Source organism: Roseovarius sp., from assembly GCF_027019125.1.
Taxonomy (GTDB): Bacteria; Pseudomonadota; Alphaproteobacteria; order Rhodobacterales; family Rhodobacteraceae; genus Roseovarius.
Genome location: NZ_JALUXE010000007.1, coordinates 1 through 15,101, shown reverse-complemented (window position 1 = coordinate 15,101; position 15,101 = coordinate 1). Strand labels below are relative to the sequence as shown.

Below are 15,101 nucleotides of genomic sequence, written 5' to 3'. Positions count from 1 at the left end.
CCTGCGGAAAACCACCCAGATTGCGCATTATTCGTCATGTATTTCAAAGCATTAACTCAGGTCATACTTTGGTCGCACGGATCAATCACCAGCACCAAAAGGCCCGGCACCATCGGGGGCCGGGCCATGGTCCATTCGTTTCCGCCAGTTTCACGCCGGGGCAAACAGCCCGGCATAGTCCGCGCGCAGGATGTTCTTTTGCACCTTGCCCATTGTGTTGCGCGGCAATTCGTCGAGCACGATCAACTTGCGAGGATGCTTGAACCGCGCAAGGCTCTTGGCGGCCGCCCCGGCAATCGCCTCCAGATCAAGCGCCGCCCCCTTTTGCGGCACAAGAAACCCAACCACCGTCTCGCCGAAATCGGGATGCGGCACGCCAACAACTGCGCTTTCCAAGACACCGGGCTGCTCATCCAGCAACAACTCGATTTCCTTGGGGTAGATATTGTACCCACCCGAAATGATCAGGTCCTTGTTGCGCCCGACGATCTGCACATAGCCCTGATCGTCGATCAGCCCCAGGTCGCCCGTGATGAAAAAACCGTTCTCGCGCAATTCCTCAGCGGTTTTCTCGGGCATGTTCCAATAGCCCGCAAAGACATTCGGCCCCCGCACCTCGATGATGCCGATCTCGCCTTGCGGCACTTCGGCCCCTGTCTGCGGATCGGTGATCTTGAGCTCTACACCAGGCAGAGGAAAGCCCACCGTGCCCGCCCGCCGCGTCCCTTCATAGGGGTTCGAGGTGTTCATATTGGTCTCGGTCATGCCATAGCGCTCAAGAATGCGATGGCCCGTGCGCTCTTCGAACGCCACATGGGTTTCCGCCAACAAAGGCGCGGAACCCGAGGTAAAGAGCCGCATATGCGCCACCAGATCACGGGTAAAACGCGGATCATCCAGAAGACGGGTGTAGAATGTCGGCACCCCCATCATCGAGGTGGCGCGCGGCAATTGCGCGATCACCTGATCCTGATCGAATTTGGGCAGGAATATCATCGACCCGCCCGCCAAGAGGATGATGTTGGTCGCCACAAAGAGGCCGTGAGTGTGAAAGATCGGCAGCGCGTGCAAAAGCACGTCCCCGGCGGAGAACCGCCAATAGTCCACCAGGACCTCGGCGTTGGAGAGCAGATTGCGCTGTGTCAGCATCGCCCCCTTTGAGCGACCCGTCGTGCCCGAGGTATAGAGAAACGCCGCCAGGTCATCCGGCCCGCGCGCGGTGGTCTCGAAACGCTCGGACAGCTCCTTGGCCGCCTCCGGCAATGTGCCAGTGCCATCGGCGTTGAGCGTCATCAGCGCCGCCCCGGTACGTTCTGCCACCCCCTGCAACGCGCCCGCTTTCGCCTCGTCACAAAGCAGAACCTTGGCCCCGCTATCGCCCACGAAATAGCCCAGTTCATCGCCGGTATAGCCCGTGTTGAGCGGCAGAAAGACAATGCCCGCCTGCACACAGGCCGCATAGACCGCAAGCGCCTCGGGCGATTTCTCGACCTGCGCCGCCAGACGATCGCCGGGGGCAAGCCCTGCGCCGCGCAGCGCATGGGCATAGCGTGCCGTCAGACGCAGAAACGCATCATAACTGACCACCGTACCATCCGCCAAATGCAGGAACGGCGCGCTGTGCCCGGCATGGCGACCGAACAGGTTATCGTAGAGGGGATTGGCCATGGCTCTTGTCCTTCACTCTGTCTTTTTCGCGGCGGCGGCGGCAAGCGCCGTCACCTCGGCAGAGGCGGCAATTACACCCGCCCCTGCAAATCGCTCGTGGTTCTGCGAAATCTGCGTGCGGTCGTAAAGGTAATTCACCATCACCCCGCCTGATTGTTTTTGCCCATTGGGCGACAGGTCCGCATCGGCATGAATGGCATGCACCGAAGCGCCATTGCCCAGATGGAACCGTGCCACCGGATCGTACGGGCCGCCATCGCCCCGCTTGGCCTTGAGCAGATACTGCGCCGTGACCGCGCGCTGCGCTTCTGCCTCGTCGGGCAGTGCCGCACCGCTCTCTTGCAGCCAGCGGGTCAGCCCCGGAATGGGCGAGAGGGTGACAAAGGTCTTGAGCCCCGGCAATTCCTGCGACAGATCAGCCACCACCTGCTTGATCAGCGAATTGCCAAAAGAGATGCCTGCCAATCCCGCCTGGCAATTGGAAATCGAGTAGAACACAGCCGTGTCCGCCTCATGCGCACCAATGACATCCCGCTCTTCGGACAGAACGTCGTGGATTGCCCCCGGAATGCCCCGGCTCAGCGCGACCTCGACGAAAATCAGCGGCTCGTCCGGCATGGCAGGGTGGAAAAACCCGAAACAGCGACGGTCCTTGGGCGCCAGACGCCGCCGCAGATCGTCCCAGCTATCAATCGCGTGGACGGCCTCGTAGGCGATGATCTTTTCCAGCACATCGGCCGGCGAGGACCAGTTGATCGGGCGCAGCACCAGAAAGCCGCGATTGAACCACGAGGCAAAAAGATGCTTGAGATCGAGATCCACCACCGCCAGCGCCGGATTATCGCGCGCAAGACGCAAGAGATCTGCCCGCATCGCCACAAGCTGCCCCGTGGCCCCCGGCACCTGATTGAGGCGGCGCGCCAATTCCTGTCGTGGCGGCTCTGACACGGCCATGAAGGCGCGATAGCTATCGCGGTCCGCCCCCGCCTCGAACGCATCCAGCGCATTGCGCACGCCCTCGGGATCGATGCCCATGCCCTCGGTCAGGAACCGAAAGAACGCCAGCTTTTCATCATCGGCCATCCCGGCGTAACGATCGAGGATCAGCCGCGCCATGGCCATGCCCGAGACCTCGCCGGAACTGCCCATCAGGTCACGGCACAGATCCTCGATGCTCCGGTTCTTGTGGTCCGGCTCGGATGCGCCGCGATAGCGCCGCTCGAATACCGTTGCCAGCAGATCGGCCAGAACGCTCATCGCATCGACCCCATGACCAGATCAGGCAGCCACGTCGCCAGACCGGGAAAGAGACACAAGAGAACAATCGCCAAGACCATGCAGCCCACATAGGGCAAGGAGCCGACGAGGATTGTCTTGAGCTTGATATCCGGCGCGATCGAGTTGATCACATAGAGGTTGAGGCCCACGGGCGGCGAAATCAGACCGATTTCCATGTTGATCGTCAGAACCACCGCAAACCAGATCGGATCGAATCCCGCCGTCGTGATGATCGGCAACAGGATCGGTGCCGCCATCAGGATCACTGCCACCGGCGGCAAGAAGAACCCCGCGATCAGCAGGAAAACGTTGACCGCGCCCATCAGAACCCAGCGGTTCACCTCCAATGTACCGATCCATTCGGCGATGGATTGGGTGATGAAGAGCGACGACAACATATAGGAGAACACCCCCGCAGCCCCGATGATGAAGAGGATCATCACGCTCTCGCGGGTGCTGTCGCGCAGCACGACCCAGAGCGCACGCGGCGACCACAACTTGTAGATCACCATGGCAATCACAAGGCACAGGAGCGCGCCCACCGCCGCCGTTTCGGACGGCGTGGCGATGCCGCCATACATGGCATAGAGCACGCCAATGATGATGAAGAGAAACGGCAGCACGCGGGGCAGAATCTCGAACCGCTCGCGCCAGCTATAGCTGCGCCCCGTCAGCAGGTTCATATCCCCCGACCGCCATGTGGAATAGAGCGACCACGCCATGAAAAGACCCACCAGCAACAGGCCCGGAATGACCCCAGCCAGAAACAGCCGCCCGATCGAGGTCTCTGTGGCGATACCGTAGACAATCATCGTGACAGAGGGCGGGATGAGAATGCCCAGAGTGCCCCCCGCCGCGATAGAACCCGCGGCAACCGCATCGGGATAGCCCCGCTTGCGCATCTCGGGGATGCCCATCTTGCCAATCGCGGCACAGGTGGCGGGGCTCGACCCGGACATCGCGGAAAAGAGCGCGCAAGCCCCAAGGTTCGAGATCACAAGCCCACCGGGCACCCGAGTCAGCCACCGCTCCAGCGCCTCATAGAGGTCAGCGCCTGCACGCGTGGATGCGATCGACGCCCCCATGATGATGAACATCGGGATCGACAGAAGCGCAAAGTTGTTGAGCTTGCCAAAGAAGATTTCCGGCAGCAATTCCAGAGAACGCATCCCGTCGAACACGATCAGGAACCCGCCCGAGACGATCAGCAGGCCCAAGGCCACCGACACCCCGGAAAATAATACCACGACAGTTGCAATCGCAACGATCAGGCCAAGCAAAAGCGGGTCCATCAGACGTCCTCCAGCCCAAAGGGCGCATCAATATTCAAAAGCAGCGCCACAAGATCGGCGACCAGTTGCAACAGAAAGAGGCCGAGACCCACGGGTATGGCGAGATAGGGGATCCAAAGGTCAATCGCCCAGACCGTGTCCGAGGTCCATCCACGCGCCCATGCGACGTGCCAGAACTCGTAGCCATACCAGAGCATGATCGCGACAATCACGATGGACAGGCTCAGCGTCACCACGGCCAACCCCTTGCGCGCGCGCTTGGGCACGGCGAGCGGGATCAGATCCACGTTCACATGCCCGCGCAGGCGCTGCACATAGGACAGACCCAAGAGCGTGGCCGCGATCATCAGATAGATCACCGCCTCTGTCTGCCAGACAGTCGTGCCGTTCATCACGAAGCGTACCCAGATCATCTGGCAGGTGATCGCAACCGAGCAAACGATCATCGCAGCAGAGATCCAACCCGCCAAGGTCGAGAGCGCGGCAACCGCGCGCAGAAAAGGATTTTGTCCGGTGCGCGCAACGGCACCCGATGCATGGCCAGCCATGGTCTACCTCATGTCAGGGGGGGCAGGAAATCGGCTGCCGCGCTGATCGCGCGCGGCAGCCAAAGGCGATCACTCGACAGCGAACGCCATATCAAGAAGTGCCTGTCCATCCGGCACGCTTGCCACGAACTCTTTGTAAGAGGTTTCGGCCGCCAGCGCGCGCCAGGCCTGGAAATCCTCTTCGGTCATCGCGGCAATCTCGACGCCCGCATCCTTGAACACCTGAACCGAGGCCGCATCCTCTTTCTTGGCTTCGTCGAGATAGAAGGCTTCGGCCTTTTCCGCCGCCGCCATCAACGCCGCCTGCTGTTCCGCGCTCAGCCCGTCAAAGGTGGACTTGTTCATAAGCAGCGGCTGGTACATGAACCACAGAGCCACATCGCCGGCAGGCGTGTAGCACTTCACCTGCTCGTAGATGCGATAGGACACGAAAGACGAGGACGAGGTGTTGACCGCATCCAGAACGCCGGTCTGCATCGCGTTGTAAATCTCGGACGAGGCCATCGAGGCGATCGACGCGCCCGCACCGGCCAGCATCTGCTCAAACGCCTTGCCTGCAGCACGGGTCTGCATGCCCGCCACATCCTCGGGCTTGGTGATGCATTTGTCGGTGCTGGCGAACCCACCGGCCAGATAGCCATGGACCAGAACCATCACGTCATCCTCGGCCATCTTGGCCTCGATCGCCTCCATGAAGGGGCTGTCGGACAGGCGCGCGGCGTGGTCGTGGTTCTTGACCAGACCAGGCATCAGCGTGAGGTTGTAGGCGGGCTGTTGCCCCCCGGCATAGCTGAGCGGCAGAACGGTCATGTCAAGCTGACCGCGGCTCAGCGGCGTATACTGCTCACGCGCCTTGAAGAGCGACTCCGAGCCAAAAATCTTGATGTCGAGATCGACGCCTGCGGCGGCCACCTCGTCGGCCACGATCTGCGCCACCTTGTGACGCACATCATTGTTCGACCACTGATGCGACAGGCGCAGTTCGGTGGCAAAGGCTGCGCTGCTCAGCAGCATCATCCCGGCAGCAGCAGCCGCCGTGAAAGTCATCTTGTTCATTTCTTCCTCCCATTCTGCCCGAACGTGTGGCCCGGACCGTAGAGGGAGTGTTTGGTGTTTTGAATTCAGAGTCAAGATTTTTGTATACAAGATTTTCCCACTTGCGCACAAACCCTGCTCTCGCTACGATTTTTTCATGGAGATACGCCGCGCAGACATGATTGCCGACACGTTGGAAGAGCTGGTCTTTACCGGCGACTTCAGCGATGGCGAGCGGCTGGACGAGATTCGTCTCGCCCGGCAATTCAATGTCTCGCGCACGCCGATTCGTGAGGCATTGCAACGGCTTGTGGCCTCTGGTCTGGCGGTGCAAATTCCCCGCCGCGGGGTTTTCATCCGCCAACCCGGCCTTGTCGAACTGATGGAAATGTTCGAGACCATGGCCGAAATCGAGGGGGTTTGCGGCCGTCTGGCCGCGCATCGCATATCGGAAGAGGCCCTTGCCGAGCTCGACACCGCCAACGCCCGCTGCACCGAGGCCATCGCTGCCGACGATGCTGACGGATACTACCGCGAGAACGAGCGGTTTCACCACATGATCTATCGCCACGCAGGCAACGGTTTTCTCGAACAAGAGGCGCTGCGCCTGCACCGCCGCCTGAAACCGTTTCGCCGGATGCAGTTGCGCCTGCGCGGACGCATGGCGCAATCCATGGCCGAACACGAGGCAGTAGTCGCCGCGCTGCGCGCCGGAGAGGCAGAGCGCGCCGCCGAGGTGTTGCGCGGCCATGTCGCCATTCAGGGCGAAAAATTCCACCTCCTGATGGCCAGCCTCCGTCGCGCTGCGGAATGACATCACCCCCGCTGGACAGCGCCCGCGCGCGCCATTAGGTAAGCGCAATGGCCAAGGCAAAGGAAAATCCGAATTACAAGGTGATCGCCGAGAACCGGCGTGCCCGGTATGACTATGCGATCGAGGACGATCTCGAATGTGGCATCATCCTCGAAGGCTCCGAGGTGAAATCGCTGCGCGTCAACAGTGCCAATATCGCCGAGAGCTATGCCATGGTCGAGAATGGCGAACTCTGGCTCGTCAATTCCTACATCGCCCCCTATGAGCAGGCCAAGACCTTTGGCCACGAAGAAAAACGGCGGCGCAAACTGCTTGTGTCCAAAAAAGAACTGTCCCGCCTCTGGAGCGAAACCCAGCGCAAGGGCATGACGCTTGTGCCCCTCGTGCTCTATTTCAACCATCGCGGCATCGCCAAGCTCAAGATCGGGATCGCCAAGGGCAAGAAGAACCACGACAAGCGCGAAACCGAGGCCAAACGCGATTGGGCCCGGCAAAAACAGCGCCTGCTCAAGGATCACGGCTAGGTCAGGGGGCGGCGGATGGAGTTGCTGATCGCCCTTCTGACCGGTGCCACGGCGGCGATGATCGCCGCTTCCCTTTGGCTCTCGCCGCGTTTGGGGTGGCTCATTCATGCGGGCCTGGGCGCGTTCGGTGGGGCCCTTGGTGCCTATCTCCTGAGCAGCGTCCCGGCCACAGGCGGTGACACGGCCTATCTGATCCGGCTTGTCGCCACCGCCGCCGTGAGCGGCACCATCATACTCTGGGCCATTGGGGCCATTGGTCGCCTATTGCGCAGATAACCATGCAAATGCTGCGCGGTCTTGCCCTTTTGCCCCTCAGACTGTAGGCAGAAATCGTTTGAACCGGGGGGCAAATAGCCATGGACGATCCGAAAACGCTTGTTTCCACCGATTGGCTGGCGGCCCATTTCAAGGACCCAGACCTGCGTATTCTTGACGGCACCATGTTCATGGCCGCCGAAGGCCGAAACGGGCAAGCAGAATACGACGCGGCGCATATCCCCGGCGCGCGTTTTTTTGACATCGACGATATCAGCGATGCGCGATCGGACCTTCCGCACATGGCCCCGCCGGTCGAAAAATTCATGTCCAAACTGCGCGCCATGGGCGTGGGTGACGGGCATCAGGTGGTGGTCTATGACGCCAAGGGGCTGTTTTCCGCGGCCCGCGTCTGGTGGCTGTTCCGGCTGATGGGTCAGGAGAATATCGCCGTGCTCGATGGCGGTTTTCCGAAATGGCAGGCCGAAGGTCGCCCAATCGAGGATATGCCGCCCGTCATTCGCGACCGCCACATGACCGTGCGCCGCCAGAACCAGATGGTCAAGGACGTGACCCAGGTCGCCGCCGCAGCCAAGCTGGGCGACTACGAAATTCTCGATGCCCGCTCTGCAGCCCGCTTTCGCGGCGAAGCCGCCGAGCCCCGCGCCGGTCTGCGCGCCGGCCACATCCCCGGCTCCAAGAACGTGCCCTATACGGACCTCTTGAACGCCGACATGACCATGAAAGACCCCGACGCCCTGCGCGCGGTCTTTGCTGCAGCCGGTGTGGACATGACCAAGCCGGTCATCACCTCCTGCGGCTCTGGCGTGACCGCCGCCATCATCAATCTGGCGCTGGAGCGGATCGGCAAGACCGACCATGCGCTGTATGACGGGTCCTGGACCGAATGGGGCGCGTTCCCCACCCTGCCTGTCGCCACTGGAGAAGCCTGATGTTTGACGCCTTGAAAGAAAAACCCGCTGACAAGATTCTGGCCCTCGGCCAGGCGTTCCGCGAGGATCCGCGCGAGACCAAGATCGACCTTGGCGTCGGCGTCTACAAAACCCCCGAGGGCGTGACCCCGGTGATGCGCGCGGTCAAGGCCGCCGAAAAACAGCTCTGGGAAACTGAGACCACCAAGGCCTATACCGCCCTCGCCGGTGATCCGGCATTCGCTGATGCGATGATCGCGCTGGTTCTGGGCGATGCGGTCGCGCGCGATCAGGTTTCTGCCATTGCCACGCCGGGCGGCACCGGCGCGGTGCGTCAGGCCTTTGATCTCGTCAAGATGGCCAGCCCCGGTGCCCGCGTCTTTGTCTCTGACCCGACATGGCCCAACCACCTGAGCATTCTTGCCCATATGGGCATCGAGGTGGTGATGTATCGCTATTTCGACCCTGAAACCGTGGGCGTCGATTTCACCGGCATGATGGCCGATCTCGATGGTCTGCGCGCAGGCGATGTGGTGCTCTTGCACGGCTGCTGTCACAACCCGACCGGCGCCAATCTCAACATGACCGAGTGGCGGGCCGTGGTGGATCTGCTCAATGCGCGCGGCGCGCTGCCGATGATCGACATCGCCTATCAGGGTTTCGGTGACGGGCTCGAGGCTGATGCCGCCGCGGTGCGGTTCGTGGCGGAAAACTGCCCCGAGATGCTGATTGCGGCCAGCTGCTCCAAGAATTTCGGCATCTACCGCGAGCGCACCGGAATCCTGATGGCCGTGGCGCAGGACCGCGCCTTGCAGAAAGTTACCCAAGGCAATCTCGCCTATCTCAACCGCCAGAACTATTCCTTCCCGCCCGATCACGGCGCGCGACTGGTGACAATGGTGCTGACCGATCCCGCTCTGCGTGCCGACTGGCAGTCAGAGCTTGAGGAGGTGCGCCTTGGCATGCTCAAGCTGCGCGAATCCCTTGCAGCAGAGTTGCAGCGCCTCTCGGGTTCGGACCGCTTCGGCTTTATCGCGCAGCATCGTGGCATGTTCTCGCGCCTCGGGGCCACCCCCGAGCAGGTCGAGCGCCTGCGCGCCGATCACGCGATCTACATGATCGGCGACAGCCGCATCAATATCGCGGGGCTCAACGCGAAGACGGTGCCGATCTTGGCCAAGGCGATGATCGAGGTGGGCGTCTAGGACGCCCCCTCCACCCAAAGTCGCATAGCGCCCCTCCCTGACGCGGCATAACATCGCCGCATGAAAAGGCCACTTTTCCTCTGGCTACTGGCCGGGTTGCTGTCGGCCTCCGCCGCCACGGCGCAGGGGCTTGTGCCGTTGCGCGATGGGGCGCGCGTCGCCTTTCTCGGGATCACCTTCATCGACACATCGACCGAAGGGGCCTATAACCCTGTGCGTTCCGATGAGACCGCGCGACTGGCGCTTGTGCGCGATTATGTCGAGGCCCGCTTTGCCGAAGATGGGTTTACCATCGTCGATCTGGCGCCGATTTCCACTGAGCTTGCCGGCGTGACCAACCCTGCCGATTGTTACGGCTGCGAAACCCGCCTCGCCGCGCGGCTGGATGCCGATTACGTGCTGGTGGGAGAGGTGCAAAAGGTCTCGAACCTGATCCTGTCGATGAACCTCGTGCTGCGCGCTGTGCCAGGCGGCGAGGTGGTGCGCGCCCGCGCGGTCGATATCCGCTCCAACACCGATGATTCCTGGCTGCGCGGCATGCGCTATATCTTCAAGACCCATATTTTTGCGGAGGGATGACATGAAACATCTGGCCCCGGCCCTTGCGGCCCTGCTGCTTTCTGGCCCCGCACTGGCGCAGTCCGCTTGGCCCGACATTCAGACCGCTCTCTATGGCGACGCGCCCCTCCTCGCGCAAAGCGCGCATGTCACGCTTGATGCGCCCTACCGCGCCACGGATGATGCGCGCACCGTGTTGGGCGGGCATGTCGTTGCGCCGCCGGGGCAGAAGATCACCGCCGTAACGCTTGTGATCGACGAAAACCCCGCGCCCGTCGCCGCCGAATTCCAATTGACCGCCCCACAGGCCGAATTTGCCTTTTCCCTCACCACCCGGCTCAACGGGCAAACGCCGCTTCACCTCGTGGCCCTCACCGATACCGGCGAGCGGCACATGGCTGAGGCGTTTCTCAAGACTTCGGGCCAGGGTGCCTGCGCCGCACCGCCTGGCACCGATCCCATCGCGGCTCTTGCCACATTGGGCGAAATGGAACTGGCCTTTCTGCCCGACCTCACCGCCGCCAGCAAGAGCGTGAACACGCGCCTTGCCACCCTCGCGGGCAAGGTTCGCGCGCTTGACGTGGACATCAGTCATCCCAGCCATTCCGGGCTGGCAATGGACCAGATCACGCTGCTTTTCACGCCGATGCGCGTGGTGGATACGATCGCGATCACACTCGACGACCGGCCCTATCTCACTATGACGGGAAGCATCTCCCTCTCTGAGAACCCGCGATTGCGGGTCTCGATCCCGACAGGCACCACGACAGCAGAGGTTGGCCTGCGTGATACCGACGGAACCGAGACCAGCGCCCGCACCAGCCTTGCGGCGTATTGAGAAGAGGGCAGGATGGTGGAAATCGGGCCTTGAGCTGACGTCGCCCCCGACCACCTAAGCGCGGGCTCAAGGCGCGGCATGCATCGCGCGGATCACCATGTGCGAGCAACGTCGCTCAACGCCAATCGCGACAGCTTACGTCCCCGGCTCGCCTGCCCGGGCCTCGATCTTTTCCAGAGGATAGTCTTCAAAATCCCAGCCATCGGTGCCCTCTGGGAACCAGTAAACTTCGGAATATCCCATCTCCAGCGCCCGCTTGGCCGCGTTCCACGACATCCAGCAGTCCGCCAGACAGAAGAACAGCACCGGATGGTTCGGATCGCCCCCCGTCACCTCTGCCAGCCCCTCCCGCAGATAGGTCTCCGTTTCGGGTGCAATCCGCTCGTATCCAGTATTTGGCAACCAGATGGCACCTGGAATGGACAGCCGCGGCTTGTCGCGCCAGAGCGTGCCCGCTGGCAGGTTCGCAGGCTTGGGCGGGCGCGGGAGCACGTCGACAAAGGCCACTTTGCCCCCCTGCCAGAGGTCATGCGCAGCGCTGGCATCGACCACAACCGCCCCTGCCAATGTCGCAGGCACCGGGGCGCGATAGGGCTCTCCGCGATAGCCGTTGGGCTCTGCGACCCCCTGCGCCGCCACCGGTCCGGCCAACAGCATCAGCGCGACCAGACCTGCCCGGATCATTGCGTGAGTACCTTGGTATCTGTACCCATGTCATTGAGAAGCGGAACACCGGCCTCGTCCAGAATCGCGTCGATCGCTCCTTGATTGCGCCGGATCAGAGAGTTCAGCTCTCGCTTCCATTGATCCTCACCCAGGCGCACCCCCATGGTGATCCGGTAAAACATCTTGGGCGCGCCCACCTCTTTCAGCAGCGGCACCACTTTCAAACCGGGATGCTCGCGCTTGACCAGAGGGCCGCCGATGGGCCCCCACAGCACGGCGGCGTCAATCTCTCCGGCCTCTAGATCCCGGAGCATGTCCTGCGCGGGCGACTGCACGCGTCGGTCAACGAACAGAGGATAGGCACGCGCCTTGGCCATCAGCCCGTTGCGCGCCATATGCGTGCCCGGCGGGCTGCCCGCGACGATACCCAGAACCTTGCCCTTGAGGCGCGGATCGGCCAGCGTCACCACATCCGACAACTCGCCCGTCTGCGGCAGGATGAGCGTATAGGCCGAGACCATGTAGTGATTGGTGTTCTGCACCAGTTCGTGACCCTGCGCAAAACCGATGATCACGTCGCATCGTTTTTCGCCCAGGGTCCGACGCACGAAACCTGTGGCCATTGGAAACCACGTGTATTCCACCGGCCTTTCCAACTGCGTCGCCAGCAGGTCCGCGATCTTGTTCTCAAACCCGGTGCCCGCCTCGGTCGACATGGGGTCATTGGCAGGATCGGCGCAGACCCGCAGCGCCGACTGCGAAACCAGTTCCGCCATCTGTGCCATCGCGGCCCCCGGCAAGAGCGTGGCGGCGATGGCCAGAACCTTAGCCCATGCACGCATCTTCTGCCGCCTGTATACCCTCTGATTTCGCCTCTTTCTTGGCCGGCCGGCCCCGCTCGACCACACCCAGTCCACGCGCCTTGAGATACACGTAGATGTCATCAAGATAGCACATCACATTCGGGTTGGTGCCAAAGGATGGCATCACCGAATTTTCCGACGCATTCACCTTCTGCCGCCCTTCCGCGACCACGCCGTAGAAATCGTAGTAATCCATCTTCACCGCCGAATTCTTCAGCGCGGGCGCATAGGTCGAACCTTCGCCATCCGGTCCGTGACAGACATGGCATTCCGCGTGATAGCGCCGGAAACCGGAGAAGGTCCGCCAATCCACCGTGCCATCCTCGGCCACGTTGAAGGTGGGAATATCATCAGCCGTGAAATACAGGCCATCCTGTTCATAAGAGGCGGCGAATTTGGGATCGTCGGGCGACGGGGCCTCTTCGCCAATCACCGGCAGGGCGACAAGCGCGAGACATGCGGTCAAACCGGTGGACAAGAGGCGGCGGGGCGTCATCATACGTAGCTCCTTTTGGGATATTCAGGTGCGGCGGCGCGGCACATCAGGGTGCCGCGCCGCCTGTCAGTTGGTCGGATACGGGATCAATCCGGCAGCTTGAAGACGGTCAGCTGGCCACCGAGCGCGGTATAGTCGCTCAGCGCCGCGTAGCCGCCCACGGCCCCCAGACCGGCATTCGGATCGGTCAGACCCGCCGCAAGGCCGATCCCGGCCCAGCCGCCGATCCCCGACAGGATACCGACATATTGCTTGCCACCATGCTCATAGGTCATCACGTTGCCGATGATACCCGACGGTGTCTTGAAGCTGTAAAGCTCGTCACCGGTCGCGGCGTCAATCGCCTTGAGATAGCCCTCAAGCGTGCCGTAGAACACCACATCGCCCGCCGTGGCCAGAGCACCTGACCAGACCGAGAACTGCTCGGGGATCGACCACTTGATCTTGCCCTCGATGTTGTCCCAGGCGATGAAATTGCCCATGCCGCCATGGCTTCCCGGCGCGGGATACATCGCCAGCGTGGCACCCACATAGGGCTGACCGGCGGTATAGCTCACGCGGAACGGTTCGTAATCCATGCAGACGTGGTTGGTCGGGATATAGAACAGACCCGTCTTGGGGCTATAGGCCGAGGGCTGCTGGTCCTTGGTGCCAAGTGCCGCCGGACAGATGCCGGTCGAGTTCACATCCTCGCCATTCTGCTCGGTGGAATACTCGGCCACCACAGCCGGGCGGCCGTAGGTCTCGGAGGCCGGGTCCATATCCACGCCTGTGGTCCAGTTCACCGCCGGGTCAAACTTCTCGGCCACCAGCAATTCGCCGGTCTCGCGGTCCAGAGTATAGGCCAGACCGTTGCGGTCCGGGTGGGTCAAGAGCTTGCGCATCTGACCGTTCACCTCTTGATCCGTCAGGATCATCTCGTTGACGCCGTCATAATCCCATTCGTCATGCGGGGTCATCTGATAGAGCCATTTGGCCATCCCGTCATCGGGATCACGCGCCATGATGGTCATGGACCAGCGGTTGTCGCCGGGACGCTGCGCCGGGTTCCAGGTCGAGGGGTTGCCGGTGCCGTAATAGAAGAGATCGAGCTCCGGGTCATAGGAATACCAGCCCCAGGTTGCCCCGCCACCGATCTTCCACTGATCGCCTTCCCAGGTGTTCGTGCCTGAATCCGGCCCCACCGGCTTGCCCAGATGGGTGGTGTTCTCCGGATCAATCAGCGTGTCGCTGTCCGGCCCCATCGAATAGGCGCGCCACACCATTTCGCCGGTGTTCATGTCATAGGCGGTCGTGTGGCCGCGCACACCGAATTCACCACCCGAGATACCGACGATCACCTTATCCTTGACCGGCAGCACCGTCGCGGTGTTGGTCTCGCCAATCGAAGGATCGCCATTCACGGCGGTCCACTTGACCTCGCCGGTCTTGGCATCCAATGCCACCACGGTTGTATCCGCCTGATGCAGGAAGATCTTGCCATCGGCATAGGCCACGCCCCGGTTGACCGTGTCACAGCACATGACGGGGATCACGTTCGGGTCCTGCTTGGGCTCGTATTTCCAGATGATCTTGCCGTTGTCGTTCAGGTCGAGCGCATAAACGATGTTCGGAAACGGCGTGTGGACATACATGATGTCCCCGACCACCAGCGGCGAGCCTTCATGCCCGCGCAAGACGCCGGTCGAGAATGTCCAAGCGACCTGCAACTTGCCCACATTGTCCTTGTTGATCTGGTCCAACCCGGAATAGCGCGTGTTGGCATAGTCGCCGGTCTGGATCGCCCATTGCTTGGGATTGGCGATCTGCGCTTGCAGATCTTCATTGGCCATGGCCATGCCGGATGCGCCGACAAAGAACGCCGCCGACATCAAGAGTGATTTCTTCATTTTCTCCTCCCTGGATGAAACTTTGTCGTCTGTCTGTTGCCCCGCACCGCCCTCCTCTGCGATGGAACCGGAGCACATTTCTTGGGTTGCAGCCCCTCTTCGGGGCCGCGCTTAGTAGACCACCACGCTGCGGATGCTTTCCCCGGAGTGCATGAGGTCGAAGCCCTTGTTGATGTCGTCGAGCGGCATGGTGTGGGTGATCATCGGGTCGATCTCGATCTTGCCCTGCATGTACCAGTC

16 protein-coding genes and 1 pseudogene are annotated in these 15,101 nt (G+C 61.8%); 7 read left to right on the top strand and 10 right to left on the bottom strand.

Annotation, left to right across the window (positions count from 1 at the left end):
• Nucleotides 1-150 precede the first annotated feature (150 nt).
• From MVC20_RS03890 to dctP, 5 genes are all read right to left on the bottom strand, one after another.
• Nucleotides 151-1,668 carry a malonyl-CoA synthase gene (locus MVC20_RS03890; RefSeq protein WP_297538639.1) on the bottom strand — a complete coding sequence of 506 codons (1,518 nt, stop codon included), beginning with the start codon at nucleotides 1,666-1,668 and terminating at the stop codon, nucleotides 151-153.
• Between the two features lie 12 nt (nucleotides 1,669-1,680).
• Nucleotides 1,681-2,925: a malonyl-CoA decarboxylase gene (locus MVC20_RS03885; RefSeq protein WP_297538637.1), complete on the bottom strand. Its 1,245-nt coding sequence runs from the start codon at nucleotides 2,923-2,925 to the stop codon at nucleotides 1,681-1,683.
• Nucleotides 2,922-4,238 (bottom strand): TRAP transporter large permease, encoded by a 1,317-nt coding sequence (locus tag MVC20_RS03880; protein WP_297538636.1) that lies wholly within the window; start codon nucleotides 4,236-4,238, stop codon nucleotides 2,922-2,924. Before MVC20_RS03880 ends, MVC20_RS03885 begins: the two co-directional genes overlap by 4 nt.
• Nucleotides 4,238-4,786, bottom strand: coding sequence for a TRAP transporter small permease (locus MVC20_RS03875; protein WP_297538634.1), 549 nt, complete (start codon nucleotides 4,784-4,786; stop codon nucleotides 4,238-4,240). The genes MVC20_RS03880 and MVC20_RS03875 overlap by 1 nt, the downstream gene beginning before the upstream one ends.
• A 69-nt stretch (nucleotides 4,787-4,855) precedes the next feature.
• Nucleotides 4,856-5,842, bottom strand: coding sequence for a TRAP transporter substrate-binding protein DctP (dctP, locus tag MVC20_RS03870; protein ID WP_297538632.1), 987 nt, complete (start codon nucleotides 5,840-5,842; stop codon nucleotides 4,856-4,858).
• Between the two features lie 136 nt (nucleotides 5,843-5,978).
• On the opposite strand from dctP, the gene MVC20_RS03865 reads away from it, so the two are divergent.
• The 7 genes from MVC20_RS03865 to MVC20_RS03835 all read left to right on the top strand — a co-directional run bounded on the left by MVC20_RS03865 (nucleotide 5,979) and on the right by MVC20_RS03835 (nucleotide 10,947).
• Nucleotides 5,979-6,635 (top strand): GntR family transcriptional regulator, encoded by a 657-nt coding sequence (locus MVC20_RS03865; protein WP_297538630.1) that lies wholly within the window; start codon nucleotides 5,979-5,981, stop codon nucleotides 6,633-6,635.
• Between the two features lie 47 nt (nucleotides 6,636-6,682).
• Nucleotides 6,683-7,159 carry an SsrA-binding protein SmpB gene (smpB, locus tag MVC20_RS03860; RefSeq protein ID WP_297538628.1) on the top strand — a complete coding sequence of 159 codons (477 nt, stop codon included), beginning with the start codon at nucleotides 6,683-6,685 and terminating at the stop codon, nucleotides 7,157-7,159.
• 15 nt (nucleotides 7,160-7,174) lie between these two features.
• Complete coding sequence (locus tag MVC20_RS03855; protein WP_297538626.1) at nucleotides 7,175-7,435, top strand: SsrA-binding protein; 261 nt, start codon at nucleotides 7,175-7,177, stop codon at nucleotides 7,433-7,435.
• 80 nt (nucleotides 7,436-7,515) lie between these two features.
• Nucleotides 7,516-8,367, top strand: a complete 852-nt coding sequence (gene sseA / locus MVC20_RS03850) for a 3-mercaptopyruvate sulfurtransferase (RefSeq protein ID WP_297538624.1) — start codon at nucleotides 7,516-7,518, stop codon at nucleotides 8,365-8,367.
• Complete coding sequence (locus MVC20_RS03845; protein ID WP_297538622.1) at nucleotides 8,367-9,551, top strand: amino acid aminotransferase; 1,185 nt, start codon at nucleotides 8,367-8,369, stop codon at nucleotides 9,549-9,551. The genes sseA and MVC20_RS03845 overlap by 1 nt, the downstream gene beginning before the upstream one ends.
• A 60-nt stretch (nucleotides 9,552-9,611) precedes the next feature.
• Nucleotides 9,612-10,130, top strand: a complete 519-nt coding sequence (locus MVC20_RS03840) for a DUF3280 domain-containing protein (protein WP_297538620.1) — start codon at nucleotides 9,612-9,614, stop codon at nucleotides 10,128-10,130.
• 1 nt (nucleotide 10,131) lies between these two features.
• Nucleotides 10,132-10,947 carry a quinoprotein dehydrogenase-associated SoxYZ-like carrier gene (locus tag MVC20_RS03835; protein ID WP_297538618.1) on the top strand — a complete coding sequence of 272 codons (816 nt, stop codon included), beginning with the start codon at nucleotides 10,132-10,134 and terminating at the stop codon, nucleotides 10,945-10,947.
• 135 nt (nucleotides 10,948-11,082) lie between these two features.
• On the opposite strand, the gene MVC20_RS03830 is transcribed toward MVC20_RS03835, so the two are convergent.
• The 5 genes and pseudogenes from MVC20_RS03830 to MVC20_RS03810 all read right to left on the bottom strand — a co-directional run.
• A complete protein-coding gene (locus tag MVC20_RS03830; protein ID WP_297538616.1) occupies nucleotides 11,083-11,631 on the bottom strand; it encodes a PQQ-dependent catabolism-associated CXXCW motif protein in 549 nt (182 codons plus the stop codon).
• A complete protein-coding gene (locus MVC20_RS03825; RefSeq protein WP_297538614.1) occupies nucleotides 11,628-12,455 on the bottom strand; it encodes a substrate-binding domain-containing protein in 828 nt (275 codons plus the stop codon). Before MVC20_RS03825 ends, MVC20_RS03830 begins: the two co-directional genes overlap by 4 nt.
• Nucleotides 12,439-12,975, bottom strand: coding sequence for a c-type cytochrome, methanol metabolism-related (locus tag MVC20_RS03820; RefSeq protein ID WP_297538612.1), 537 nt, complete (start codon nucleotides 12,973-12,975; stop codon nucleotides 12,439-12,441). The genes MVC20_RS03825 and MVC20_RS03820 overlap by 17 nt, the downstream gene beginning before the upstream one ends.
• An 83-nt stretch (nucleotides 12,976-13,058) precedes the next feature.
• Entirely contained in the window at nucleotides 13,059-14,861 is a 1,803-nt protein-coding gene (xoxF5, locus tag MVC20_RS03815; RefSeq protein ID WP_297538610.1) for a lanthanide-dependent methanol dehydrogenase XoxF5, read from the bottom strand.
• 111 nt (nucleotides 14,862-14,972) lie between these two features.
• A pseudogene (locus MVC20_RS03810) lies at nucleotides 14,973-15,101 on the bottom strand (S-(hydroxymethyl)glutathione dehydrogenase); the annotation flags it as partial.

What these genes read in the sequence shown, in the direction of transcription:
- MVC20_RS03890 (WP_297538639.1), bottom strand. Translation starts at nt 1,668, where the DNA reads ATGGCCAATCCCCTCTACGATAACCTGTTCGGTCGCCATGCCGGGCAC.
- MVC20_RS03885 (WP_297538637.1), bottom strand. Translation starts at nt 2,925, where the DNA reads ATGAGCGTTCTGGCCGATCTGCTGGCAACGGTATTCGAGCGGCGCTAT.
- MVC20_RS03880 (WP_297538636.1), bottom strand. Translation starts at nt 4,238, where the DNA reads ATGGACCCGCTTTTGCTTGGCCTGATCGTTGCGATTGCAACTGTCGTG.
- MVC20_RS03875 (WP_297538634.1), bottom strand. Translation starts at nt 4,786, where the DNA reads ATGGCTGGCCATGCATCGGGTGCCGTTGCGCGCACCGGACAAAATCCT.
- dctP (WP_297538632.1), bottom strand. Translation starts at nt 5,842, where the DNA reads ATGAACAAGATGACTTTCACGGCGGCTGCTGCTGCCGGGATGATGCTG.
- MVC20_RS03865 (WP_297538630.1), top strand. Translation starts at nt 5,979, where the DNA reads ATGGAGATACGCCGCGCAGACATGATTGCCGACACGTTGGAAGAGCTG.
- smpB (WP_297538628.1), top strand. Translation starts at nt 6,683, where the DNA reads ATGGCCAAGGCAAAGGAAAATCCGAATTACAAGGTGATCGCCGAGAAC.
- MVC20_RS03855 (WP_297538626.1), top strand. Translation starts at nt 7,175, where the DNA reads ATGGAGTTGCTGATCGCCCTTCTGACCGGTGCCACGGCGGCGATGATC.
- sseA (WP_297538624.1), top strand. Translation starts at nt 7,516, where the DNA reads ATGGACGATCCGAAAACGCTTGTTTCCACCGATTGGCTGGCGGCCCAT.
- MVC20_RS03845 (WP_297538622.1), top strand. Translation starts at nt 8,367, where the DNA reads ATGTTTGACGCCTTGAAAGAAAAACCCGCTGACAAGATTCTGGCCCTC.
- MVC20_RS03840 (WP_297538620.1), top strand. Translation starts at nt 9,612, where the DNA reads ATGAAAAGGCCACTTTTCCTCTGGCTACTGGCCGGGTTGCTGTCGGCC.
- MVC20_RS03835 (WP_297538618.1), top strand. Translation starts at nt 10,132, where the DNA reads ATGAAACATCTGGCCCCGGCCCTTGCGGCCCTGCTGCTTTCTGGCCCC.
- MVC20_RS03830 (WP_297538616.1), bottom strand. Translation starts at nt 11,631, where the DNA reads ATGATCCGGGCAGGTCTGGTCGCGCTGATGCTGTTGGCCGGACCGGTG.
- MVC20_RS03825 (WP_297538614.1), bottom strand. Translation starts at nt 12,455, where the DNA reads ATGCGTGCATGGGCTAAGGTTCTGGCCATCGCCGCCACGCTCTTGCCG.
- MVC20_RS03820 (WP_297538612.1), bottom strand. Translation starts at nt 12,975, where the DNA reads ATGATGACGCCCCGCCGCCTCTTGTCCACCGGTTTGACCGCATGTCTC.
- xoxF5 (WP_297538610.1), bottom strand. Translation starts at nt 14,861, where the DNA reads ATGAAGAAATCACTCTTGATGTCGGCGGCGTTCTTTGTCGGCGCATCC.